The sequence below is a fragment of the Paraburkholderia sp. Cpub6 genome, assembly GCF_014201065.1.
In the GTDB taxonomy this organism is placed as follows: Bacteria; Pseudomonadota; Gammaproteobacteria; order Burkholderiales; family Burkholderiaceae; genus Paraburkholderia; species Paraburkholderia tuberum.
Window position 1 is genome coordinate 44,262 of record NZ_JACHDM010000026.1, and the last position, 22,595, is coordinate 66,856.

Consider the following 22,595-nt stretch of genomic DNA (forward strand, 5'->3'; position numbering starts at 1 on the left):
GGGCTAGGAAGCGTTCGGCGCGCGCAAAAAAATAGCCCGTCCGGACAGGGACGGGCCGTTAAACGCCGTTGTTACTCGGGTCAGCCTGCCCTTGCAACATTGGGCGCTGACGACTCCATCCTCGTGCTTCGTTGGCCGGCTGTCGAGGTGGGAGTAATGCGGATCTATCAGATCAAAGTACTGTTTTCCGGTTCGGCGTTCATACGAGGCCGGTCGCGTAATACACCGCGATCACGAAGAACACCGCGAGCGTCTTGATCACGGTGACCGCGAAGATGTCGCGATACGACTGCCGGTGCGTGAGACCCGTCACGGCGAGCAGCGTAATCACCGCGCCGTTGTGCGGTAGCGTATCCATGCCGCCGCTCGCCATCGCGACCACGCGATGCAGTACTTCGAGCGGAATATGGGCGGCTTCCGCACCCTTGATGAACGTATCCGACATCGCGGCGAGCGCAATGCTCATACCGCCCGATGCCGAACCCGTGATGCCCGCCAGCGTGCTGACCGACACCGCGGCGTTGACGAGCGGATTCGGAATGCTTTTCAGCGCGTTGCTGACGACGAGAAAGCCCGGCAGCGCCGCGATCACACCGCCGAAGCCATATTCCGACGCGGTGTTGAGCGACGCCAGCAGCGCGCCCGCCACTGCCGCCTTGGTGCCCACCGCGAAGCGCTGGCTGACGCGACTGAACGCCGTCACGACGACCATCACGATGCCGAGCAGCAGCGCGCCCAGCACGGCCCAAATCCCCACGAGAGCCTTGACGCTCGTTTCGACCGGCGCATGCAGCCCCGGCAGGATGTCCGGGGTGACCGTGAAGGACGGACCGTACCAGGTCGGAATCCAGCGCGTCAGCAGGAAGTTCGCGACGCCGACCATGACGAGCGGCGCGACCGCCAGCAAAGGATGCGGCAGCTGCTTCGACTCGACGCGCTCCGGCTCGTTGACGAGGTCGGTGCCGTAACCCTCGCCGGTCGCCATCGCGGCGCGGCGGCGCCATTCCAGATACGACAGACCGACCACGATGATGAACAGCGAGCCGAGCACGCCGAGCGTCGGCGCGGCCCACGAGGTGGTCTTGAAGAACGTCGTCGGGATGATGTTCTGGATCTGCGGCGTGCCGGGCAGCGAGTCCATCGTGAACGAGAACGCGCCGAGCGCGATCGCGCCGGGCATCAGCCGCTTCGGAATGTTGCTCTGGCGATACAGCTCGGCCGCGAACGGATAGACCGCGAACACGACGACGAACAGCGACACGCCGCCGTAGGTGAGCAGCGCGCACACCGCGACGATCACCGCGTTAGCGCGCGAGCGGCCGATATAGCGGATCGCGGCCGCGACGATGGACTCCGAGAAGCCCGACAGCTCGATCACCTTGCCGAATACGGCGCCGAGCAGAAACACCGGGAAGTACAGCTTCACGAAGCCGACCATCTTGTCCATGAAGATGCTCGTGAAGACCGGCGCGACGGCGGCGGGCTCGGTGAGCAGGACGGCGGCGAGCGCCGCGATCGGCGCGAACAGGATCACGCTGTAGCCGCGATACGCAGCGAACATCAGAAACGCCAGCGCGGCGATAACGATGAGAAAGGTCATTGAGTCTCCATAGCCCGGTTGTTCTACATGTTTGCCGTCCCGATCGAGCGACGGCGCGGCGCGCTCGGAACGCAGGTTCCATGCCATGCCTGCCGTTTTGCTGCCGGCCCGCCGTGGCGCATGGCGCGGCCGCGCAGCGGCGGGCCGAGGCATCGTGGGCGGATTGTACCCAAGCGTCTCCGAAACGGGACTTCCATTCGGTGAAGAACACCTGAAACCAGGGTAAGTCATGATGCATAAGGCCTATCGTGTGTCTCAATTTGGAGATAAATTCGTCCACTAATTGAGATTGATGCAATCAAAACGATAAGCGGAGACAGCGACAGCATGTTGACCGACTGGACGGGCCTGCCCGCCACCTATGACGACGTGCTTCGTCGGGCGATGGATTCGCTGTTTCGCACGTTCGAAAACTTCAGCGAAGGCACCTTCATCGTCGATGGGCAGGCGCGCGTCGTCTGGATCAACAAGCGGTATGCGGCGCGCTTCGGCTTTGCTGACCCGCAGCAGGCGATCGGCCGGGATTGCGAAGCGGTGATTCCAAACAGTCTGATGCGCGAGGTCGTCAACACCGGCAAGCCGATCCTGCTCGACATCATGGAGACCGATCGCGAGCCGCTCGTCGTCACGCGCCTGCCGCTCAAGGACGATGCCGGCGTGACGATCGGCGCGGTCGGCTTCGCGCTGTTCGATGAGCTGAAAGCGCTGTCGCCCCTCTTTTCGCAGTACTCGCGGTTGCAGCAGGAGCTGATCGCGACGCGTCAGTCGCTTGCGCAGGCGCGCCGCGCGCGCTATACGTTCGGCAGCTTCGTCGGCACGAGCGCGGCGTCGCTCGAAGTGAAGCGCCAGGCGCGGCGCGCGGCGCAACTCGATGCGCCGGTGCTGCTGCTGGGTGAAACCGGCACCGGCAAGGAGCTGCTCGCGCATGCGATCCACGGCGGCTCGGCGCGCGCGCACAAGCCGCTCGTCAGCGTCAACGTCGCGGCGATTCCCGACACGCTGCTCGAAGTCGAGTTCTTCGGCGCCGCACCCGGCGCGTACACCGGCGCGGATCGCAGGGGCCGGGTCGGCAAGTTCGAGCTCGCCAACGGCGGCACGCTGTTTCTCGACGAGATCGGCGACATGCCGCTGCCGTTGCAGGGCAAGCTGCTGCGCGTGCTGCAGGACAAGGAATTCGAGCCGCTCGGCTCGAATCGGATCGTGCGCGCGGATGTGCGGATCATCGCGGCGACATCGGCCGATTTGCCGGCGCTCGTCGCGGCCGGGCGTTTTCGCGCGGACCTGTTCTACCGGCTCAACGTGCTGACGATCCATGTGCCGGCGCTGCGCGAGCGTCCGTCCGACATCGAGGCGCTTGCTTACGCGATGCTCGAGGAGCTGGCCGCGCAGGCAGGCGGCGGCAGCCACTTCGAATTGCACGACGACGCGTTGCGCCTGCTATGCGCGTACGACTGGCCCGGCAACGTGCGCGAACTGCGCAACACATTGGAGCGCGCCGTGATGCTGTCCGACAGCGAGCGCATCGATGCGCGTATGCTCGCGCCGTTCATCGGCTCGGGGCAGGGCGGCGCGGTGGCACCGGCGCGGACCCACTCTGTCGCGGCCTCCAGCGCGGACGTGGCCGCCAGCGCCGAACCCGCCTCGTGGAGCGACGCGATGGCCGCGTTCGAAAAGCGCTTTCTCTGCGACGCGTTGCGCGCGAACGGCGGCCGCGTCATTGACACAGCGAAACAGATCGGCATGGGCCGCGCGACGCTGTACAAGAAGATCGCCGCGCACGGCATCGACGTTTGACTCGCCGCGCCCGGCCAGCCGCGCCACGCCAACTGACGCAGCACGAGAGCAGCGTGGCACAATCGCGAGATCGAAAAACAAGACGTGACCGGGGTCTCCATGAAATGCCATTCCTTCTTCGCGCGCCGCTCGCGCGGCATACTGGCCGTCGCCGCGATCGTCGCGCTTGGCGGTTGCAGCAGCAGCGCGCCGCTGTTCCTGCCGGACGGCCGTGCGACCACGCTCGTGCAATGCCCGGTCGGTTCCGACTTGTGCTCGCAACAGGCGGCCGCCAGTTGCAATGGCGCGTTCGACGTCGTGCGCCAGTCGAGCGAGGGCGGTACGTTGAGCCTGATCTACGCCTGCCGCGCGACCGCGAAGTAAGCACCTGACGCCGTGCCGGTGCAATGCCGGCGCGCGCGGCTGGCCGATCCGTTGGCGGCCTTCGGTTTTTTTCACCTGTTCGCAGTTATTCCCTGTCAATTCCCGATACGCTCGCTGACCACGCTCGTGCCATTCCGGTTACCACATGGCCGTCATAAATTCATGCGCCTAATGTGTGCCCGATAAGCGGTTTGCATGCGAATTGGGATAAGTAAGCCGCATGCGGCATTTTTACAACGTTGAGTCACCGCGCACCGATTATCCTTTGCGCCCGGACCATGATTTATCTTTACCTTCGGGGCGTCGAACGCAGTCAGTGCGGCAGGCAACGGAACGTGAAATTTGACGGCAGTATTCTTTTTTAAACCGTTGGGATTTAACCCGGCGAGCAGAAATTGCCGGTTTTTTCCGACGCAGAAGAAGTTCAGGAAGGTTTTTCCGCTGCTGGCGGGCATTACTTTGGGCCGCGCGGGCCAACGCGGCTTCATGCTTTCGATTTTTTTGCTTCAACACTAATTCAATAGAATCCGGGGAAAGCAATGAATCATCAGCAACTCGAAAAAGACATCGAGCATCTCGAGCAGATAATTTCCCATATTTCCGCAGAAGACCGTATTCCTTTGTCTTACTGGCGTAACCGCCTTCAGCACGTTTCCGGCGCGGTTCTCGTGCCGGCGCAGGCAACCCGCGTCAAACGCCTCGATGCCGCGCTTTGCGCATTGGAAAAACGGCAGAAAGCCTGAATGTCGTCATTGTGTCCGCCAATCGGGATCGGCAATTAGGAAAGCCGTCGTGTGCGCTTTCGCCGGACAGGGTTTATCTTTCGGATTGATCGCCCAAAGCGACCTGAGCGCGCGCACGTTTTCTTTTACCGACACAGAATGAACATGCAGATAGCAGGACTTGCCGCGACCCGGCTCGCGACGCTGACCAACGCGATGCAGGGCTACGTGGAGCGGGGCGAAGTGGCGGGGGTGGTGTCGCTCGTATGGCGGCGCGGCGAAATCGGCTACTTCGAACCGGGAGGCCTACGCGACGAAGTCGCGCAATTGCCGATGGAGCGCGACACGCTGTTTCGCATCGCGTCGATGACGAAGCCGGTGACGAGCGCCGCGATCATGATGCTGATCGAGGAAGACCGCCTCGCGCTCGATGCGCCCATCTCGCGGTGGCTGCCCGAGCTTGCCGCGCCGCGCGTGCTGCGTGACCCGACCGGCCCGCTCGACCAGACCGATCCGTTACGCGCGCCGATTACGGTGCTCGATCTGCTCACGCATCGCGCGGGTTTCGCGTATCACTTCACGGCGACGGGTCCGCTTGGCGAAGCCTACGCAGCCGCGTTCAACGGCTTCGAGGCGAGCGGCGGCAACAGCGCGTGGCTCGCGCGCATCGCCGCGTTGCCGCTGATGTTCCAGCCCGGCTCGCGTTGGCACTACGGCGTGGCGACCGACGTGCTCGGCGTGCTGATAGAACGCGTGAGCGGCATGACTCTTGGGGAGTTTTTCCGCACGCGCATTTTCGCGCCTCTCGGCATGCGCGACACCGCGTTCTGGGTGCCCGACGCACAGCTTGCGCGCCTCGCCACCGCGTACAGCATCGATCCCGGCACGCGCCGTCGTGTGGTCGAGGATCATGCGGCGGCGAGCCGCTGGGCCAATCCGCGACGCTTTCAGAGCGGCGGCGGCGGGTTGGTCTCGACCGCCGAGGATTATCTGCGATTCGCGCAACTGCTGCTCGGGCGCGGCCGCGTCGGCGACACGCGGCTGCTGTCGCATCGCTCGGTCGACCTGATGCGCAGCAATTTCCTGAGCCGCGACCAGCGCCGCCTGCCTGCCTTCGGTCACGTGATCTGGGCGGGGCAAGGCTTCGGCCTCGGCCTGTCGATCGTCGATGATCCGGCGCAGCAATTGCCGCTCGGCTACCGCTCGCTCGGCTCGTTCGGTTGGCCCGGCGCGTACGGCACGAGCTGGTTCGCCGATCCGGTCGAGAACATGATCGGCCTGATGCTGATCCAGCGCCGCTCGATCGACCCCTTCCCGATGGCCATCGACTTCGAACGCCGCGTCTACGATGCGATCGACGATTGAGTGCAGCCGCCGCGCATGCGCTCGGCCGCGCGATTCACTATCCTGTGATTTATTCGTCTGATAGTGTCCGCCAACCATTCATCGCGATTCATCGCAGTGCGTCCAACCGAGGGGGAACAACGGCATGGCCTCTTACAAACAGCTGACTGCGCAACTCGAAAAACTCCACAAGGAAGTCGCAGCTGCGCGCGAAAAAGAAGTCTCGCAAGCTATCGCCGATATCAAGCAGAAGATTGCCGAATACGACCTGACCGCCGAAGAACTCGGCTTGACGAGCGCCTCGCCGAAGCCGCGCCGCAAGTCGTCGACGACGTCGGCCGCCAAGTACCGCAATCCGAAGACCGGCGAAACCTGGAGCGGCCGTGGGCGCTCGCCGGCCTGGCTCGTCGGCAAAAATCGCGAGCGGTTTCTGATCGAAGGTTGAGCTTCGTCGTGGGCGCCGATGCGTCCGTGTTCTCTGAAGTGATGCGTGGTTTGATCCGTTCCGCACCGTTGCAAAGGTCCCGAAAACGCTCACCTTTGCGTGACGCCCGACCGTACACGGCGATATTTACCGATGCATTCGAACCTCGCGGGATGCTTCGGTGAGCCAGGCTTTGTCGCGCGACGCACCTCCGCGGGTGCGAATCGCCATCGTGCCGCACCGCCCCGCGCTGCTCGCCGCAAACCCGCGACAGCCTTTGCTGGCGGGCGTTTCCAGGCGTCGAGCCGGAACCCGTTCATAGCGGTGCGAAGCTTTATCGCCGTTTTCCCGCGCATCGGGTTGGTGGCGCCCGCGACCTGGCAGGTGCGTGCATGCGCTTCGCGATCCTCACCTTTGACCGCAAATCGATATTCGCCGCCGCAAGTCCCGAAAACGCTCACCTTTGCCACAAGCATGCGCGGCGCGCCGACGCTCGCGCCGTCGCCCCGTCCGGCGCCGGAGCCCTTTCCCCCGGCCGTCGCGCCGGACGTGTATCATTCGCACCTTGCGCCGTTTTGCGCCAGCGATTCCCGCATTGTCGAACGCTGGGTCGTAACCCGTTCGCCACCCGTTTTCGGACGCGGCGCGAGCGCCGGCCGATCCGGGCCCGCGCCCGATTCTCGCAGCTCGACGCCGCCGCGCCACGCGCGGCATACCGGCCGCCCACGGCCGCCGGGAATTGCCTGAACCCCTTTCCGTGACCGCCAGACCCGATGTCAGTCTCCGAACTCAAACGCCGCCGCACGTTCGCGGTCATTTCCCACCCGGACGCGGGTAAAACCACGCTCACCGAAAAACTGCTGCTGTTCTCGGGCGCGATCCAGATCGCCGGTACCGTGAAGGGCCGCAAGAGCAACCGCTACGCGACGTCCGACTGGATGGAAATCGAAAAGCAACGCGGCATTTCGGTCGCGAGCTCGGTGATGCAGTTCGAGTACGGCGATTGCGTGATCAACCTGCTCGACACGCCGGGCCACGAAGACTTCTCCGAGGACACCTACCGTGTGCTGACCGCGGTCGACGCCGCCGTGATGGTGATCGACGGCGCGAACGGCGTCGAAGCGCAGACGCTGAAGCTGCTGGAAGTCTGCCGCAGCCGCAAGACGCCGATCGTCACGTTCATCAACAAGCTCGACCGCGAAGTGCGCGAGCCGCTCGAACTGCTCGACGAGATCGAGCAGCACCTCGGCGTGGCGGCGGTGCCTTTCACATGGCCGATCGGCATGGGCAAGGATTTCCAGGGCGTCTACGATGTCCAGCGCGATCAGGTGCGCGTGTTCCGCGCCGGTCAGGACACGGCCGGCGGCGCGGTCGAAACGCTGCAGGCGCTGAGCAACGAGGAAGGCGAGCGTCGTTTCGGCCACGCGTGGGTGCGTGCGAAGGAAGAAATCGATCTGATCACCGGCGCGACGCCCGAGTTCGACCGTGAGCAGTTCCTCGCCGGCCAGCAGTCGCCGGTGCTGTTCGGTTCGGCGATCAACAACTTCGGCGTGAAGGAGATTCTCGACGCGCTGGTCGACCTCGCGCCGCCGCCGTCGATGCGTATGACCGTGCAGCGTCCGGTGCAGCCGGAAGAGTCGAAGTTCACCGGCGTCGTGTTCAAGGTGCAGGCGAACATGGACCTCGCGCACCGCGACCGCGTCGCGTTCATCCGCGTGTGCTCGGGACGTTTCGAGCGCGGCATGGCGGTGAAGGTCACGCGCTCGAACAAGACGTTCCGCGCAAACAACGTGGTCACGTTCCTGTCGCAGCGTCGCGAGACGGTGAGCGAGGCGTATCCGGGCGACATCATCGGTATTCCGAACCATGGCACGCTGAGTCTCGGCGATACGCTGACCGAAGGCGAGCAGCTGCAGTTCGTCGGCCTGCCGTTCTTCGCGCCGGAAATTTTCCAGACCGTCGAAGTGGTCGATCCGATGCGCGCGAAGCAGCTCGGGGAAGCGCTGAAGCAGCTCGGCGAGGAAGGCGCGATCCAGGTGTTCCGTCCCGAAGCCGGCGGTCTGATGATTCTCGGCGCGGTCGGGCAACTGCAGTTCGAGGTGGTGTCGCACCGTCTGTCGACGGAATACAAGGTCGACGTGCGCATGGCGCCGGCGCGTTACCGGCTGTCGCGCTGGGTGACCTGCGACGATGCGGCGGAGCTGCGCCGCTTCACCGACTCGTACTCGGCGCGGATCGCGCTCGATGCGTCCGATGCGCCGACCTATCTGGCCTCGCACGTATCGGAGATCGAAGTCGCGCAGAAGGCGTGGCCGAAGATCGTGTTCAACGAGTTGCGCGAGCACTCGGGGGCGCCGTTCAGAAAGGCGATGTAAAACCGCAAGTCCGCTGGTTTCGAAGCAAAAAAGCCGCGTCGTTCGACGCGGCTTTTTACTTTTCCGCCGCAACAACGTCCCGCGCCAGCGCGCGACTTCGCCTATGCTGACGGAACCACCCGCCTCGCCGCGAAGCCGGCTCCAATTCCTGTCCAACCGCATGGAGCGCCCGTGACCGTTCGCAACCTCGACGCCTTGTTTCGCCCGAAATCCGTCGCCGTGATCGGCGCGTCCGAGCGGCCGGGCAGCACCGGCGCGATGGTCTGGGCGCGTGTGCTGGAAGGCGGCTTCGACGGCCCGCTGTGGCCGGTCAATCCGAAGCACGCGACGCTCGGCGTCCACCCGGTGATTCCCGACGTCGGCGATCTGCCGCAGGCGCCCACCGTCGCGGTGATCTGCACGCCGCCCGCGACGTGGCCCTCGCTGATCCATAAGCTCGGTGGCATGGGCACGCGCGCCGTAATCATCGTCGGCGAGGTGCGCAGCGATGAAGACCGGCTCGAACTGCGGCACGCGCTGTCGGCGGCGCGGCCGCATCTGTTGCGCATCGTCGGACCCGGCAGTCTCGGCGTGGTGTCGCCGGCGCTCGGCGCGCATCTGGGCGCGCCGTCGTGCATGGTCAAGGCGGGCGGCGTCGCGTGGGTGTCGCAGTCGAATGCGCTGACCAACGCAGTGTTCGGCTGGGCACGAGCGCGCGGGCTCGGTTTTTCGCACGCGGTGGCGCTCGGAGCGGAGGCCGACGTCGATGCCGGCGACGTGCTCGATTACCTCGCGAGCGACCCCGGCACCCGCGCGATCCTGCTCGAACTCGACAGCGTGCGGGCGGCGCGCAAGTTCATGTCGGCCGCGCGCGCGGCGGCGCGCAACAAGCCGGTGCTCGCGCTGCGCTCCGGCCGCGACGATCCCGCCGACGGTCTCTACACAGCGGCGTTCCGGCGCGCGGGCCTCGTGCGCGTCGACGCGCTCGACGATCTGCTCGACGAAATCGAAACGCTCGGCGTCGGCCGCGTGGCGGCGGGCGCCACCGCCACGCTGATCACTAGCGACCGCGGTCTCGCGACGCTCGCGCGCGACGCGTTCACCGCCGCCGGCGGCCTGCTGGCGCCGTGGCCGGCCGCGGCGTCGGACGCGCTGCGCGAGGCGCTGCCGCTCGCGGTCGGCGGCAATCCGCTGCTGCTCGGCGACGGCGCGCGTCCTGAGCACTTCGGCACCGCGCTGAAGCTGCTCGGCGAGTATCGCGAGACCGGGACCGCCGTCGTGGTGCACGCATCGACGCATGGCGCGCCCGTCGACGACGTCGCGCAGGCGCTGATCGAGCATCAGCGCTTTGCGTATCGCGGGCTGCTCGCGTGCTTTTTCGGCGGTGTCGATGCGACGAGGCGCGACGCGCTGCATGCGCAGGGCATCCCGGTGCACACGACGCCGCAGCGGCTCGCGCGCGCCTTCGCCCGTCTGGTCGATTACCGGCTGGGCCGCGAACTGCTGATGCAAACGCCGGAAGGCCTGCCTGCGCAGATTCCCGAGTCGATCGACGCCGCCCAGGCGCAGGCTCGCGAAGCGTTGGCGGCGGGCGCGAGCGAGCTTGCCGGGGCGGCGGCGGCGCGGTTTCTGTCGCGGTTCGGGTTGCGGGTGGAGGGTGCGCAAGGAGGGGGCGCTCACGCGTCGGGCACCGATGCGTCGGGCGCCGATGCCGACGGCGCCGCAAAACCCATCGTCGACGTCGCCGTCGAACTGCACGACGACGACAACTTCGGCCCCGTGTTCCGCTTCGCCGCACCGCCGATCGACGGCGTTTCCAGCGGGTTGCACGTGTACGGCCTGCCGCCGCTCAATCCGATGCTCGCGCGCGATATCGTCACGCGTTCGCACTACGCGAGGCTGGTCGCGCCGGAGCCGACGCTCGCGGCGTTGACGGCGGTGTCGCAAGCGGTTTGCGACGTGCGCGAGATCGTCGGCCTGTCGTTGAAGCTCAGGGTCTACCGGGACCGCGTGACGGTGGTCGATCCCGTGTTGCGGCTCGGCGCGCAGCGCAGCCGTCTCGCGATCGTGCCGTATCCGCGCCGCTTCGAGGAAACGATCGACTGGCAGGGGATGCGTGTAACGGTGCGGCCGATTCGCCCCGAAGACGAAAACGCGCATCGCGAGTTCGTGCAGGCGATGACGCCGGAAGATTTGCGGCTGCGTTTTTTCGCTTCAGTCGGCGCGTTCGACCACTCGCAACTCGCGCGCATGACGCAGATCGACTACGACCGGGAAATGGCGCTGATCGCGACGGTCGACAACGAAGACGGCGTCGCGCAGACGCTCGGCGTGGTGCGTGCGGTGGCCGATCCCGACAACGAGACGGCCGAATTCGCGGTGACCGTGCGCTCGGATCAGAAGGGGCGGCGCCTCGGCCAGTTGCTGATGCAGCGGATCATCGCGTACGCGCGGGCGCGCGGCACGCACTGGCTGATCGGTGAAGCGTTGCGCGAGAACACCGCGATGATCGCGCTCGCGAAGGCCAGCGGCTTCACGATCACGCGGACCGATGACCCCGGTGTGGTCGGCTTGCGGATGGCGCTCGACGAAACGGCGGGGGCGGACCCGAAGTCCGCCGCGCAGAACCAGCCGGCGCGTTGAACGGCTGACGTTGCGAGCCGCTCAACGCATGGCGTCACCGCCTCACGCCGCCAGTTTCTGAGCCGCCTCATCGACCTGCGCGCGCGTGACCGACAGCTCGTCGAGCCATGCCTGCGCATATACGGCGCCGGTTTCGCGTTCGAGCCGCGCGATCGTCGCGGCGCAGCGGTTCGCGTCCTTCAGCGTCGAAATGAACGCTTTCACCGACTCACCGCCCTTGAACGCGTCGAACAGCGGCACGCGAATTTCGTCGGGCAGCGCACGGGTGGTCCATTGGTACGGCTTGCCGTTGAACGTCAGCGACGGCGGCAGCACGCGCTCCTTGCGCGCGGCCGGAATCAGGCCGTAGGTGCGCGCCGCTTCGCCGATCTGCTCGGGCGAAAACAGCTCGTCGGGCGTGATGTGGAACTGCTGGATGAAGGTCTCGATGCTTTGCATCGCGGCGGCGCGGTCGTCGCGGCGCTTCTGCGCGTGGGCGACGATGTCGCGCAGTTCGTCGGCTTCTTCGGCGGTAATCGTGAAGCTCGACTGCTTCTGCTGGAGTTCGGAAAAACGCTGGAATTCGGAATCGGTCAGAAGTTTGGCCATTGCTCAATCGATGCGCGCGCATGAGCCCGTCATGCGGCGTTATTTTGGAAGGGCCGTCATTCTAAACCATGTGCGCGTGCGCGCCGCCGCGCAACTTACCGCGCCACTTACCGATCACGCCGCCTGCTCGCGGAACATCGACAGCGCCTGCACCGTGTCGCGCAGCAGCGTGGTGGCCGCTTCGAGCGTGGGCGCGACGTATTCGTCGATCCGCCGCAGATACGGGCAGGTCAGCACCGCGATCGCCTGTCCCGACGGCGCGAGTATCGGGAACGTCACGTCGGTGACGCCGAAGGTCTGCTGGCTGTCCTTCTGCCAGAAGCCCGCCGCGCGGATGCGCTCGCAGGCCTCCTCCAGCGCGTCGAGATCGAGCGTTACTTCGCCCTTCACCTTCGTGTGCTCCGCCAGCATCTGCTGGCGCTGCTCGACGCTCTGGAACGCGAGCATCACGCGCCCCGAACCGGTGTCGATCAGGCCGACCCGCGAACCGAGCCGCACTGACATGCCCCATGTGCCCGGTCCGTCGACTTGCGCAATCACCAGCAGGTTGCCGCGGTCGTAGACGACGAGGTGGCAAGACTGCTCGGCCGCGTCGGCGAAACGCTGCATCAGCGGCAGCGCTTCTGCGATCAGCCGGTTCATTGGCGGATGACGGTGCGCGAGCGCGAACAGCTTCAGGCTCAGCGAGTAGCGGTCGCCAGCCGCCGAGCGCACCACGTATTGGCGCGCGACGAGGCGTTCGAGCATCCGGTACATCTCGCTCGCGTTGCGGCCCAACTGCCGCGTGATTTCGGCGCGCGTGAGTCCTTCCTTCTGCTCGGACAGTAGCTCGAGAATGTCGAGGCCTTTATCCAGCGCGGGGGCGCGATAGCGGTCGTCGTCCTTGTCTTCGGCGTCCATCGTGAGGGTCCGAGAATTGCGTGTGGAGTTTTTATTATCTGGTGTGCGCGGGCGAGTGCGTAGCATTTCGCGAACTGGATGGCCTATGTCCAGGGAAAACCCAGGCATCCGCGCCGCGTAGTTTTCTTGACTTGGAAAAATTCGAATATGAATAATACGTTCATTGGTGAATTAATGCACTTCCCAAGCGGTGCGCGGAGTGTGACCGCCGCGCCCTCGCCGCCGCATGGTAAAAAGACCACAAATCTGGAGACACGCTCATGTCGGCATCGATCGGATCGAAAATCGGGCAGCGGCGCCGTATCGGCCGCGGCTCGTTGCAGGTGAGCGGACTGGGGCTCGGCACGGCGCCGCTCGGCGGCCTGTACCGCGACCTGTCCGACGAGGACGCCCAAGCGACGATCGCCGCCGCCTGGGACGCGGGTGTGCGCTACTTCGACACCGCGCCGCACTACGGCAACACCAAGGCCGAGCATCGGCTCGGCGCCGCGCTGCGTCACTATCCGCGCGGCGAGTATGTGCTGTCGACCAAGGTCGGCCGCCGCTTCGTGCCGCGCACGTCGCCATTCGACGACCGCGAAGGCTGGCAGAATCCGCTGCCGTTCGAAGCGATCTACGACTACACGCACGACGGCATTCTGCGTTCGTTCGAGGACAGCCAGCAGCGCCTCGGCATCATCGATATCGACGTCCTGCTCGTGCATGACATCGGTCGCGTCACGCACGGCGACCAGCATCCGCACTACTGGCGGCAGCTGACCGAAGGGGGCGGCTTCCGTGCGCTCGAACGCCTGCGCTCGACGGGCGCAATCAAGGCGCTCGGCCTCGGCGTCAACGAGGGCGCGGTGATCCTCGACGCGATGGCCGAGTGCGATATCGATTGCGCGTTGCTCGCGGGCCGCTATACGCTGCTCGAGCAGACCACCCTCGACGACCTGCTGCCCGCCTGCGAGGCGCGCGGCGTCAGCATCCTGCTCGGCGGCGCGTTCAATTCGGGCATTCTGGCGCAGGGCGTCGCAGGCGATCTGAAGTTCAATTACGGCGCCGCGCCGCCCGAGGTGATCGAGCGCGTCGCGCGCCTGGAGGCGGTATGCCGCGCGCATGACGTGCCGCTCGCCGCCGCCGCGTTGCAGTTTCCGTATGCGCACCCGGCGGTCGCCACCGTGCTGACCGGCGCGCGTAGCGCCGACGAATTGCGCGAGAACGTCGCGTCGTTCGAGCTGCCGATCCCCGCGGCCTTGTGGTCCGCATTGCGCGACGCGGGCCTGCTCGACCCCCGTGCGCCGGCGCTCGAGGACTGATCCGACCATGCCGATCGACGCTCACCAGCACTACTGGGACCCCGCGCGGGGTGACTACGAGTGGCTGACGCCGGAGCTGAAAATCCTCTACCGGCCGTTCGGGCCTGATGATCTGAAGCCGTTGCGCGAACAGGCCGGCATCGAGCGGACCGTGGTCGTGCAGGCCGCGCCGACGCTCGACGAAACCCGCTACCTGCTCGACATCGCGCGGCACGAGCCGTCGATCGCGGGCGTGGTCGGCTGGGTGCCGCTGTTGTTGCCGAACGCGCCCGATCTGATCGAGGTGCTCGCGCGTGAGCCGAAGTTCAAGGGCGTGCGGCCGATGCTTCAGGATCTGCCCGACGACGGCTGGATCGCCAACCCCGATCTCGCGCCGGCGATCGAGGCGCTGATCGCGCACGATCTCGCGTTCGATGCGCTGATCTACGCGCGTCACGTGCAATACGTCGAGATCTTCGCGCAGCGTTTTCCGGCGCTGCGCATGGTGGTCGATCATGGCGCGAAGCCGCCGATCCGCTACGGCCAGGCGGGCTACCAGGTATGGCGCGACGCGATCACGCGGCTCGCCGCGCTGCCGCAGGTGCACTGCAAGCTGTCGGGTCTCGCGACCGAGGCCTCGCCCGGCTGGACCGAGGACACGCTGCGGCCCTACGTCAAGCATCTGCTGAACACTTTCGGTCCCGCGCGGCTGATGTGGGGCAGCGACTGGCCGGTGCTCGAACTGAACGGCGACTATTTGCTTTGGCATTCGGTGGCGACCACGCTCGTCGCGTCGTTGCGCGACGCCGAGCGCGACGCTGTGTTCGGCGACAACGCCGCCGCGTTTTATCGGCTTTGATTTCGTTAGCAGCCCATTCAACTGGAGTCGTAGATGACACAAAGACTGGCCGGCAAAACGGCCCTGATCACCGCGGCGGGACAAGGTATCGGTCTCGCCACCGCCGAACTGTTCGCGCGCGAAGGCGCGCGCGTGATCGCCACCGATATCCGCATCGACGGACTCGCCGGCAAGCCGGTCGAGGCGCGCAAGCTCGACGTGCTCGATGGCGCGGCGATCAAGGCGCTCGCCGCGGAAGTCGGCACGATCGACGTGCTGTTCAACTGCGCGGGCTTCGTACACTCGGGCAATATCCTCGAATGCAGCGAGGAGGACTGGGATTTCGCGTTCGACCTCAACGCGAAGGCCATGTACCGTATGATTCGCGCGTTCTTGCCGGCCATGCTGGAGAAGGGCGGCGGCTCGATCATCAACATGTCGTCGGCGGCGTCGAGCGTGAAGGGCGTGCCGAATCGCTTCGCGTACGGCGCGTCGAAGGCCGCGGTGGTCGGGCTGACGAAGTCCGTCGCGGCGGATTTCGTCACGCGTGGTGTACGCTGTAACGCGATTTGCCCGGGCACGGTGTCCTCGCCGTCGCTCGAACAGCGAATCGCCGCGCAGGCTCAGGCGCAGGGCGCGTCGCTCGATGCGGTGCAGGCCGCCTTCGTCGCGCGTCAGCCGATGGGCCGCATCGGCAAGCCGGAGGAGATCGCCGCGCTCGCGCTGTATCTCGCGTCCGACGAGTCGTCGTTCACGACGGGCCAACTCCATGTAATCGACGGCGGATGGTCGAACTGATTCTGATTGACTGACGAACCGGACACTACTGAACGTAAAGGGAAGTGCAACGATGAAACTGCTTCGTTATGGGCCGAAAGGCCAGGAAAAGCCGGGCCTGCTCGACGCGCAAGGCAAGATTCGCGATTTGTCGAAGGTGGTGGGCGATATCGACGGCGCTGGGCTCGGCGATGAAAGTCTCGCGAAACTGCGCGCGCTCGATCCGGCAACGCTCCCGGTCGTCGAAGGCAATCCGCGCGTTGGACCGTGCGTCGGCAAGATCGGCAAGTTCATCTGCATCGGCCTGAACTATGCGGATCACGCGGCGGAATCGAATCTGCCGGTGCCGGCCGAACCGGTCATCTTCAACAAGTGGACGAGCGCGATCAGCGGCCCGAACGACGACATCGAAATCCCGCGCGGTTCGAAGAAGACCGACTGGGAAGTGGAACTCGGCGTCGTGATCGGCAAGGCGGCGAAGTATGTCGACGAAGCGAACGCGCTCGAGCATGTGGCCGGCTACTGCGTCATCAACGACGTGTCGGAGCGCGAATGGCAGATCGAGCGCGGCGGCACGTGGGACAAGGGCAAGGGCTTCGACACGTTCGGCCCGATCGGCCCGTGGGTCGTCACGCGCGACGAAGTCGCCGATCCCCAGAACTTGAGCTTGTGGCTCGAAGTGGACGGCCATCGCTACCAGAACGGCAGCACGAAGACGATGATCTTCAGTGTCGCGAAGCTGGTGTCGTATGTGTCGCAGTGCATGAGCCTGCAGCCGGGCGACGTTATCTCGACCGGCACGCCGCCGGGCGTCGGCATGGGTGTGAAGCCGAACCCGGTGTTTCTGAAGCCGGGGCAGACCGTGCGTCTGGGTATCGAAGGGCTGGGCGAGCAGACGCAGAAGACTTACGCGGCGGAGTAACGCGCTTTCTCTTTCCGTCATATCGCTGTGAAATGAAAGGCCGTTCCTGTTTCGTGCAGGAGCGGCTTTTTTCATGGCGTCCCGGCTTTAAGCCCCCGCCTCCTGCTCCCCGTCCTCTCCAATCCGATTCACAGTGCCCTGCGCAACCGCCACCAGCTTCTCGCGATTCCCCTCCATCACGAACACGCTGCACTGGCAGGTTGCCTGATGCCTGCCCGCATAGACCACACTGGCGCGCGCGATCAGCGTGCCCTTCACTGCCGGGCGCAGATAATTGATCTTGTACTCACCGGTCACGACTCTCGGACCCAGCGACAGCGCGCCCGCGAACGTCAACGCATTGTCGGCGAGATAGCTGATGACGCCGCCATGTACGAAGCCATGCTGCTGCCGCAGTTCATCTCGAATCGGCAGACATAGGGTGAGCTCGTCGCTGCCGGCGTGCATCAGCTCCGCGCCTAGCAGCATGCTGAACGGCTGGGCGTGCAGTGCGCCGCGCGCCCGGTCGAGTAGGTCGGTCATCGTGGTTCCTTCGTGCAGGGTCTGGGTAGTGCGTCGGTGCAACAAAACATCCGCGCGGCGCGTGCCATGCGGTCCCTACCCACTCTAGGAAGTGCCGCTGCGCTGCGCAAGGTGATTCCGCGCGACCAGCGGCGCATTGTTGCGCAAAACAACCGCAGTCGCGACGATCGACGATGAAACCTGCACGTAGAGCGCTTTTTGCGGGAATTGGCCTCAAGCCGCCAATCGGCCTGCCGTTAACCCTGGTGTAATCCCCGTCATCCTTTGTTCCCAGGTGTCCACGATGTTCAGCAAGATCAAGGTCGCATCCGGCCTCCTATGTGTTCTGGCCGCGTTCTGCGTCTTCCAGCTCGTCACGGTAGGGTTGGGCTTCTGGTCGCTGACACGCACGCACGACGACGTCGGCGATCTGTCGAACATCGCGTTGAAGCAGGTCGACGCGGTCAACCAGACGACGCAGCGCCTGATGGACGCGCGCATCAACCTGTCGCGTGCCGGCACGCGCATGGTGCGCGGGGGCACCGAGCCCACGGACATCGTGCAGCACGCTCGCGAACAGCTCGCCGCTGCCGATCAGTCTTTCGCGGCCTTCATGAGCGCGCAGAAGACCAGCGACGAAAACAGCGTGCGCGCCGCCGCGCTCGCCGAACGCTACAAGACGCTGCATGGCGCGCTCGCGGAGCTCGCGCAGTATCTCGACTCGAACAACATCCAGGCCTTCCTCGATCAGCCGACGCAGTCGTTTCAGGACGCTTATCTGGCGGAAGTGCACAACTTCGGGCAATTCGGCGACGCCGCGAGCCGCGCGTCGCTCGATTCGATCGATGCGCGCGTGGCGGCGTTTCGCATCGTCAGCGTGGTGATTTTGCTCGTACTCGTCGCCGGCACGCTCGCCGTCTATACGGCGCTGCGCCGCGGCGTCGTGGCACCGCTCGAGGAAGCGGGCCGCCACTTCGAGCGCATCGCCCACGGCCGTCTCGATCAACCGATCGCCGCACGCGGCAGCAACGAAATCGGCCGTCTGTTCTCGGGCCTCGCGACGATGCAGGCAAGCGTCGCACGCACCGTCAAGAGCGTGCGCGAGTCGGCCGACTCGATCCATCTTGGCGCCAACGAGATCGCGACCGGCAACGCCGATCTGTCGGCGCGCACCGAAAACCAGGCGGCATCGCTCGAGGAAACGGCATCGAGCATGGAGGAACTCACAGCGACCGTGCGCCAGAACGCCGATCATGCGCGCGAAGCCAATGCGCTCGCCGAGACCGCGCTTGACGCGACGTCGCGCGGCAGCGAAGTCGTCAATCAGGTGGTCGACAAGATGCGCGGCATCGCGCAGAGCTCGGACAAGATCGCCGAGATCATCTCGGTGATCGACGGCATCGCGTTCCAAACCAACATCCTCGCGCTGAATGCCGCCGTCGAGGCGGCGCGCGCGGGCGAGCAGGGCCGCGGCTTCGCGGTCGTGGCCGGCGAAGTGCGCGGCCTCGCGCAACGCAGCGCGCAGTCGGCGAAGGAAATCAAGACGCTGATCAGCGAATCGGTCGCGGAGATTCAGGGCGGCTCGACGCTCGTCGAGCGCGCCGGCGAAGCGATGAGTCATGTGTCGGCGTCGATCTCGCGCGTCACGCAGATGATGGCCGAAATCAGCGCCTCGTCGCTCGAGCAGAGCACCGGCATCGAGCAGGTGAATCAGGCGGTCGTGCAGATGGACGAGATGACGCAGCAGAACGCGGCGCTCGTCGAGCAGGCCGCGGCGGCGGCGGCTTCGCTGCATCAGCAAACCGAGCAACTGAAGCAGGCCGTTTCCGTGTTCGAAATTTCTGAAAGTGTGTTGCGTACGCAACAGCGCGGAGCAATGTCCGTCGCAAACGCAGAATTCGCATTAACCGGAATGCATGCGCTTTAAAGCGGCGAACGCTTGAAAACGACGCAGAAATAGAAAATGGCCCGCGTAAAGCGAGCCATTTTGCATTAGACGCAAGCGCCTGTAGAGGCGCCTATCGTGACGTCCAAGTCTGTCTCAAAGTACCCGAAGGAACTTAGACCGGCTGGATGTTTGCAGCCTGCTTGCCCTTCGGGCCTTGCTTGACTTCGAACGACACTTTCTGGTTTTCCTGCAAGGACTTGAAGCCCGAAGACTGGATTTCCGAGAAGTGTGCAAACAGGTCTTCGCCGCCGTCGTCCGGGGTGATGAAGCCAAAGCCCTTTGCATCGTTAAACCACTTAACAGTACCTGTTGCCATTTTTGATCCAAATAAATGTTGTGTATTGCATCGCGACCGCAATCGCTCGAATGCGAGAGCGAGCGCGAGGGAAGAGTTGTATCACGTCTTTATGACAGACGCCAATCAACCTGCATCCGGGTATTCCCCGGTTTTGATGTTTTTTCGCGCTCTGAGAACGTCTGAGGAGAACTTTTTTGCGCCAGGGTTTACCAGCGACATCAAATTTCTCCCGCGACCCGGCGGCGGACATTCGTCCGTGCAGCCGCACTTTATTGAGACGATCAAGCATCGAACTTCATCTATCACTGGCCAAATTCGGCTAAGTTCGCGCTCGAAATTCGGCGTCCACAGGCAGCGCCGCGTAGGCGGTGGCCAGATGATAAGGCGTCGTTGACGGCATGTCCGTACGTGCAATTTCGCCGCTCGATGTCTTGCATTCGAACCAGCCGTGTTCATGCAAAAAGCATCGCTGAAAACGTGCGATCTGTTGCGGCAGCGCCGCGCGCACAACCGGATCGTCGTGACTGGCGAGCGCGCGCAGATATTCCGTCTGCGCCCAGATCCGCTGGGTCGCGTCGGTGACCTTGCCAGCCTCGTCGAGCGATGCGCACACGCCGCCGTTGTCCGGGTTCACGCCATGCTGCTGCGCGAAGGTGAAGGCGCGCGCCAGCGCGTCGGTTAGCCCCGTGCCGTCGAACAGCGCGCCCGCCTGCCTGACCAGCCAGTACCACTCGAACTGATGTCCCGGCTCCAGACGGTTGCCGCTCGCGCCGATCGGCAATTCGGCGATACAGCCGCTCGGCGCATGCACGAAGTGTCGCGCGACCGCGCCAGCGAGGCGGCGCAACGCGGCGCCGAAGACGTTGTCGCGCGTCGCCTCGCCGGCGGCGAGCCACGCTTCGGTCAGGTGCATCAGCGGGTTCTGCAACGGCGTGGCGGTGACCTTCGAAAAGTCGACGTTGAGCGCGGCGTTGAACAGGTCGCCGTCGGCCGCGAAGTTCGACTGGATCAGCGCGGTCGTGCTGTGCACGAGCTTCAGCGCGTCGAGGTTGTCGGAGCGCCGCGCGTATTCCGCGCACGCGAACACGACGAACGCGTGCGTGTAGAGGTCCTTGGTCGTGTCGAGCGGCAGGCCGAGCGCGTCGACGCTGTAGAACCATCCGCCGTGATCGGCGTCCCGAAAGCTGCGGGTCAGCGAATCGAACAGCACGCGCGCGTGTTCCATGTCGCCCGCTTGTGCAAATGTGAACAGCTGCCGCGCGCATGCCATCGCCCGATAGCGTTGCGCGGGCAGCGGCTCGCCTCCGGTGGCGTCGAGCGCTTCGTAGGGCAGCTGCAACGCGTGATTGAAGCCGGGCCCGCGCCACATCGGCAGCACCACGTTCGCGAAGTGCTCGCGCAGCGCGGTCGCGGCGGTGGTCGTCGAAGCAGGGGGAGGGGGCGTGCTTGGCATCGTCGGTTGGTTCGGGCGCGCAACGCGCGCAGTGTGTCGAGGCAGCGTTCAGGGCGGCGTTTCAGGATTCCGCTCGCCGAGACTGCTGCGGTGTGCGGCCTAGCATAAAGCAAACGCCTCGCGCTGACAGCTTGGGTCAAGCATCCGAAATGCTCGACGCTGCGCTCGCCTTCGGCAATTGCACGGCGTGCGGGAATTCCAGGGCGACGACGCGAGGTCGTGAAAGGCGCGAGGCGCGCGAAAGGGTGCAAATCGTCGGGGAATGGCTTCGGCACGGGCGGAGCGCCATGCGACAATGCTGGCTCTAAATATTCCAATGGCAATGACAAGCGGCATCCGGCGCCCCGTTCCTGGCGACGACCGCTTTTTCCTCTATGGCAGATTCCGCAGCATCCCCGCAGTCCATGCCCCCGCGCGTCGCTTCGAAGAAGCAGCGCCAGGGCGCCGTCTCCACCGAAACCGAAAACAAGCTGGCGCGCGCGGCGCGCTCGGCGCAACGCCTCGCGCAACTGAGCGGCGTCGCGCGCGACGACAGCACGCTCGACCTGTTCCCCGACGATCCGACCCGCGCGACGCTCGAGGCGATGAACATCGACGTCCGCCAAGGCACGCTGCACGGCTTCGAACTGCCGGACGTGGTGCTGCAGGCGGTCGGCGTATTCGATGAACACGGGTCGCTCGACAAAACTGCGCGCCGCGCACCGCGTGCGGCGAAGCTGGATGCGCCGATGCCGGTGAACGGGCAGTTGAGCGGGTTTGACGTTGAGCCGGTGATGGCGGTTGCGGATGCGTCTGCAAACAAGCCCGCAAACGAGCCCGCGAACGGCGCCCCCGACGGCTCAGCGCCGAACGCCGCGGCAAACACCGACGACAAGCCCGCGGCAACGTCGCGTGAGCCATCCGCGCCGCTCAGCTCGGCGATGGCCGCCGCGACCGTCGCGCGCAGCGTGACCGCGTTGCGCCAGGCGGCCGAAGCGGAGTCGGCTGCGACGGCGGGCGCGGGCAAGCCGCAGCAGCGTTTCGCCGCGACGTTCGCGAAAGCCGCGACGGCATCGCGCGATGCCGCAGCGGCTACCGCCCCGGATTCGCTTGCAACGTCCGCTGCGACCGACGGCAGTAGCATGAGCCAGTCCGCCGACGAGCCCGCGGCGCGTACGCAATCCGCCTCGCCAGAGGCCGTGACCACGAAACAGGACGACAAGCTCTCCGCCACCGCGCTGTTGACGACACCGCGGTCCTCGTCCGCAGACAACCACGCCGGATTCGCCACTTCCTCGCGTGACGCGCGCCGCACCGACGCGGCCGACGCTGCGCTACGCTCGGAGCCGGAACTCGACCGCGCGCGTGCCACCGCGTTCGCCGATACGGTCGATGCGCTCTATGGCGTGATCGCCGATCAACGCCGCGCCGCGACCGATCATTCGCGGCGCGTGAAATGGATGCTGTCGATCGTGGTCGGTGCGCTGCTGGTGACGGTGGCGATCGGCATCGCGCAGACGCTGCTGCTGATGCGCCTCACGCGCGAGACGACGGTCCAGCAACACCGCATCGAACAGATGATGCAGAACCAGCAAGCGGCGATGGTGAGCCTGCTCGACGTGCATACGGCGACCGCGAACGCCGCGTCGGCGCCCGCCGCCACGACCCCCACCGCAGCGCCCCCCGCGGCGCCCCTACAGCCCAGCGCGACGCCGACGCGCGCGAGGCACGCTCGCGCTTCGCACCGGCGGCCGCCGAGTCACTAAATCGGGGACGTTGTCGCGATGCAACGCCTCCCGGCCCAATGACATCGCGGCAACCCGCAGCAGCGAAAATTTGCTGCATTGCACTAGCTTTTCCCTAGGGA

At 65.4% G+C, this 22,595-nt stretch carries 20 protein-coding genes; 13 read left to right on the plus strand and 7 right to left on the minus strand.

Annotation, left to right across the window (positions count from 1 at the left end; all coding sequences use genetic code 11):
- Positions 1-199 precede the first annotated feature (199 nt).
- Positions 200-1,600, minus strand: coding sequence for a GntP family permease (locus tag HDG33_RS30095; RefSeq protein WP_018424071.1), 1,401 nt, complete (start codon positions 1,598-1,600; stop codon positions 200-202).
- A 327-nt stretch (positions 1,601-1,927) separates the two neighbouring features.
- Here HDG33_RS30095 and HDG33_RS30100 point away from each other — a divergent pair, with 327 nt between their 5' ends.
- Positions 1,928-3,394, plus strand: a complete 1,467-nt coding sequence (locus HDG33_RS30100; protein ID WP_184037923.1) for a sigma-54-dependent Fis family transcriptional regulator — start codon at positions 1,928-1,930, stop codon at positions 3,392-3,394.
- A gap of 99 nt (positions 3,395-3,493) precedes the next feature.
- Positions 3,494-3,757 (plus strand): hypothetical protein, encoded by a 264-nt coding sequence (locus HDG33_RS30105; protein WP_184037925.1) that lies wholly within the window; start codon positions 3,494-3,496, stop codon positions 3,755-3,757.
- 258 nt (positions 3,758-4,015) lie between these two features.
- Here the strand turns inward: HDG33_RS30105 and HDG33_RS30110 are convergent, their stop codons facing one another.
- Complete coding sequence (locus tag HDG33_RS30110) at positions 4,016-4,267, minus strand: hypothetical protein (RefSeq protein ID WP_184037928.1); 252 nt, start codon at positions 4,265-4,267, stop codon at positions 4,016-4,018.
- Between the two features lie 29 nt (positions 4,268-4,296).
- Here HDG33_RS30110 and HDG33_RS30115 point away from each other — a divergent pair, with 29 nt between their 5' ends.
- The 5 genes from HDG33_RS30115 to HDG33_RS30135 all read left to right on the plus strand — a co-directional run bounded on the left by HDG33_RS30115 (position 4,297) and on the right by HDG33_RS30135 (position 11,244).
- Positions 4,297-4,500 carry a hypothetical protein gene (locus tag HDG33_RS30115; protein WP_090808221.1) on the plus strand — a complete coding sequence of 68 codons (204 nt, stop codon included), beginning with the start codon at positions 4,297-4,299 and terminating at the stop codon, positions 4,498-4,500.
- Positions 4,501-4,644: 144 nt separating this feature from the next.
- Complete coding sequence (locus HDG33_RS30120; RefSeq protein ID WP_184038016.1) at positions 4,645-5,844, plus strand: serine hydrolase; 1,200 nt, start codon at positions 4,645-4,647, stop codon at positions 5,842-5,844.
- Positions 5,845-5,968: 124 nt separating this feature from the next.
- Positions 5,969-6,268: an H-NS family nucleoid-associated regulatory protein gene (locus HDG33_RS30125; protein ID WP_184037930.1), complete on the plus strand. Its 300-nt coding sequence runs from the start codon at positions 5,969-5,971 to the stop codon at positions 6,266-6,268.
- 752 nt (positions 6,269-7,020) lie between these two features.
- Entirely contained in the window at positions 7,021-8,622 is a 1,602-nt protein-coding gene (locus HDG33_RS30130) for a peptide chain release factor 3 (protein ID WP_184037933.1), read from the plus strand.
- 171 nt (positions 8,623-8,793) lie between these two features.
- Positions 8,794-11,244, plus strand: a complete 2,451-nt coding sequence (locus HDG33_RS30135; protein ID WP_184037936.1) for a GNAT family N-acetyltransferase — start codon at positions 8,794-8,796, stop codon at positions 11,242-11,244.
- Between the two features lie 42 nt (positions 11,245-11,286).
- Here HDG33_RS30135 and HDG33_RS30140 read toward each other — a convergent pair whose 3' ends face one another.
- A complete protein-coding gene (locus HDG33_RS30140; protein WP_184004394.1) occupies positions 11,287-11,832 on the minus strand; it encodes a hypothetical protein in 546 nt (181 codons plus the stop codon).
- A 114-nt stretch (positions 11,833-11,946) separates the two neighbouring features.
- Entirely contained in the window at positions 11,947-12,732 is a 786-nt protein-coding gene (locus HDG33_RS30145; RefSeq protein ID WP_184037938.1) for an IclR family transcriptional regulator, read from the minus strand.
- A 260-nt stretch (positions 12,733-12,992) separates the two neighbouring features.
- On the opposite strand from HDG33_RS30145, the gene HDG33_RS30150 reads away from it, so the two are divergent.
- From HDG33_RS30150 to HDG33_RS30165, 4 genes are read left to right on the plus strand one after another with little or no spacing between them, the layout of a single operon-like run.
- Positions 12,993-14,033 carry an aldo/keto reductase gene (locus tag HDG33_RS30150; RefSeq protein ID WP_184037941.1) on the plus strand — a complete coding sequence of 347 codons (1,041 nt, stop codon included), beginning with the start codon at positions 12,993-12,995 and terminating at the stop codon, positions 14,031-14,033.
- 7 nt (positions 14,034-14,040) lie between these two features.
- Complete coding sequence (locus HDG33_RS30155; RefSeq protein WP_184037944.1) at positions 14,041-14,871, plus strand: amidohydrolase; 831 nt, start codon at positions 14,041-14,043, stop codon at positions 14,869-14,871.
- Between the two features lie 33 nt (positions 14,872-14,904).
- On the plus strand, positions 14,905-15,648 hold the full coding sequence (locus HDG33_RS30160) for an SDR family oxidoreductase (RefSeq protein WP_018424084.1): 744 nt from the start codon (positions 14,905-14,907) through the stop codon (positions 15,646-15,648).
- Between the two features lie 52 nt (positions 15,649-15,700).
- Positions 15,701-16,549 carry an ureidoglycolate lyase gene (locus tag HDG33_RS30165; RefSeq protein ID WP_184037948.1) on the plus strand — a complete coding sequence of 283 codons (849 nt, stop codon included), beginning with the start codon at positions 15,701-15,703 and terminating at the stop codon, positions 16,547-16,549.
- Positions 16,550-16,636: 87 nt separating this feature from the next.
- Here HDG33_RS30165 and HDG33_RS30170 read toward each other — a convergent pair whose 3' ends face one another.
- On the minus strand, positions 16,637-17,071 hold the full coding sequence (locus tag HDG33_RS30170; protein ID WP_184037950.1) for a PaaI family thioesterase: 435 nt from the start codon (positions 17,069-17,071) through the stop codon (positions 16,637-16,639).
- 283 nt (positions 17,072-17,354) lie between these two features.
- Here HDG33_RS30170 and HDG33_RS30175 point away from each other — a divergent pair, with 283 nt between their 5' ends.
- Entirely contained in the window at positions 17,355-18,977 is a 1,623-nt protein-coding gene (locus tag HDG33_RS30175) for a methyl-accepting chemotaxis protein (protein ID WP_184037952.1), read from the plus strand.
- Positions 18,978-19,110: 133 nt separating this feature from the next.
- Here HDG33_RS30175 and HDG33_RS30180 read toward each other — a convergent pair whose 3' ends face one another.
- Positions 19,111-19,314 carry a cold-shock protein gene (locus tag HDG33_RS30180; RefSeq protein WP_018424088.1) on the minus strand — a complete coding sequence of 68 codons (204 nt, stop codon included), beginning with the start codon at positions 19,312-19,314 and terminating at the stop codon, positions 19,111-19,113.
- A 301-nt stretch (positions 19,315-19,615) separates the two neighbouring features.
- Positions 19,616-20,749: an AGE family epimerase/isomerase gene (locus HDG33_RS30185; protein ID WP_184037954.1), complete on the minus strand. Its 1,134-nt coding sequence runs from the start codon at positions 20,747-20,749 to the stop codon at positions 19,616-19,618.
- A 374-nt stretch (positions 20,750-21,123) separates the two neighbouring features.
- Between HDG33_RS30185 and HDG33_RS30190 the strand changes: the two genes are divergently transcribed.
- Positions 21,124-22,494, plus strand: a complete 1,371-nt coding sequence (locus HDG33_RS30190; protein WP_184037956.1) for a hypothetical protein — start codon at positions 21,124-21,126, stop codon at positions 22,492-22,494.
- Positions 22,495-22,595: the final 101 nt, after the last annotated feature.

Coding starts and splice junctions, on each gene's coding strand:
- HDG33_RS30140 (WP_184004394.1), bottom strand. CDS start 11,832: ATGGCCAAACTTCTGACCGATTCCGAATTCCAGCGTTTTTCCGAACTC.
- HDG33_RS30165 (WP_184037948.1), top strand. CDS start 15,701: ATGAAACTGCTTCGTTATGGGCCGAAAGGCCAGGAAAAGCCGGGCCTG.
- HDG33_RS30155 (WP_184037944.1), top strand. CDS start 14,041: ATGCCGATCGACGCTCACCAGCACTACTGGGACCCCGCGCGGGGTGAC.
- HDG33_RS30190 (WP_184037956.1), top strand. CDS start 21,124: ATGGCAGATTCCGCAGCATCCCCGCAGTCCATGCCCCCGCGCGTCGCT.
- HDG33_RS30100 (WP_184037923.1), top strand. CDS start 1,928: ATGTTGACCGACTGGACGGGCCTGCCCGCCACCTATGACGACGTGCTT.
- HDG33_RS30145 (WP_184037938.1), bottom strand. CDS start 12,732: ATGGACGCCGAAGACAAGGACGACGACCGCTATCGCGCCCCCGCGCTG.
- HDG33_RS30160 (WP_018424084.1), top strand. CDS start 14,905: ATGACACAAAGACTGGCCGGCAAAACGGCCCTGATCACCGCGGCGGGA.
- HDG33_RS30095 (WP_018424071.1), bottom strand. CDS start 1,600: ATGACCTTTCTCATCGTTATCGCCGCGCTGGCGTTTCTGATGTTCGCT.
- HDG33_RS30185 (WP_184037954.1), bottom strand. CDS start 20,749: ATGCCAAGCACGCCCCCTCCCCCTGCTTCGACGACCACCGCCGCGACC.
- HDG33_RS30105 (WP_184037925.1), top strand. CDS start 3,494: ATGAAATGCCATTCCTTCTTCGCGCGCCGCTCGCGCGGCATACTGGCC.
- HDG33_RS30180 (WP_018424088.1), bottom strand. CDS start 19,314: ATGGCAACAGGTACTGTTAAGTGGTTTAACGATGCAAAGGGCTTTGGC.
- HDG33_RS30150 (WP_184037941.1), top strand. CDS start 12,993: ATGTCGGCATCGATCGGATCGAAAATCGGGCAGCGGCGCCGTATCGGC.
- HDG33_RS30130 (WP_184037933.1), top strand. CDS start 7,021: ATGTCAGTCTCCGAACTCAAACGCCGCCGCACGTTCGCGGTCATTTCC.
- HDG33_RS30115 (WP_090808221.1), top strand. CDS start 4,297: ATGAATCATCAGCAACTCGAAAAAGACATCGAGCATCTCGAGCAGATA.
- HDG33_RS30125 (WP_184037930.1), top strand. CDS start 5,969: ATGGCCTCTTACAAACAGCTGACTGCGCAACTCGAAAAACTCCACAAG.
- HDG33_RS30120 (WP_184038016.1), top strand. CDS start 4,645: ATGCAGATAGCAGGACTTGCCGCGACCCGGCTCGCGACGCTGACCAAC.
- HDG33_RS30170 (WP_184037950.1), bottom strand. CDS start 17,071: ATGACCGACCTACTCGACCGGGCGCGCGGCGCACTGCACGCCCAGCCG.
- HDG33_RS30175 (WP_184037952.1), top strand. CDS start 17,355: ATGTTCAGCAAGATCAAGGTCGCATCCGGCCTCCTATGTGTTCTGGCC.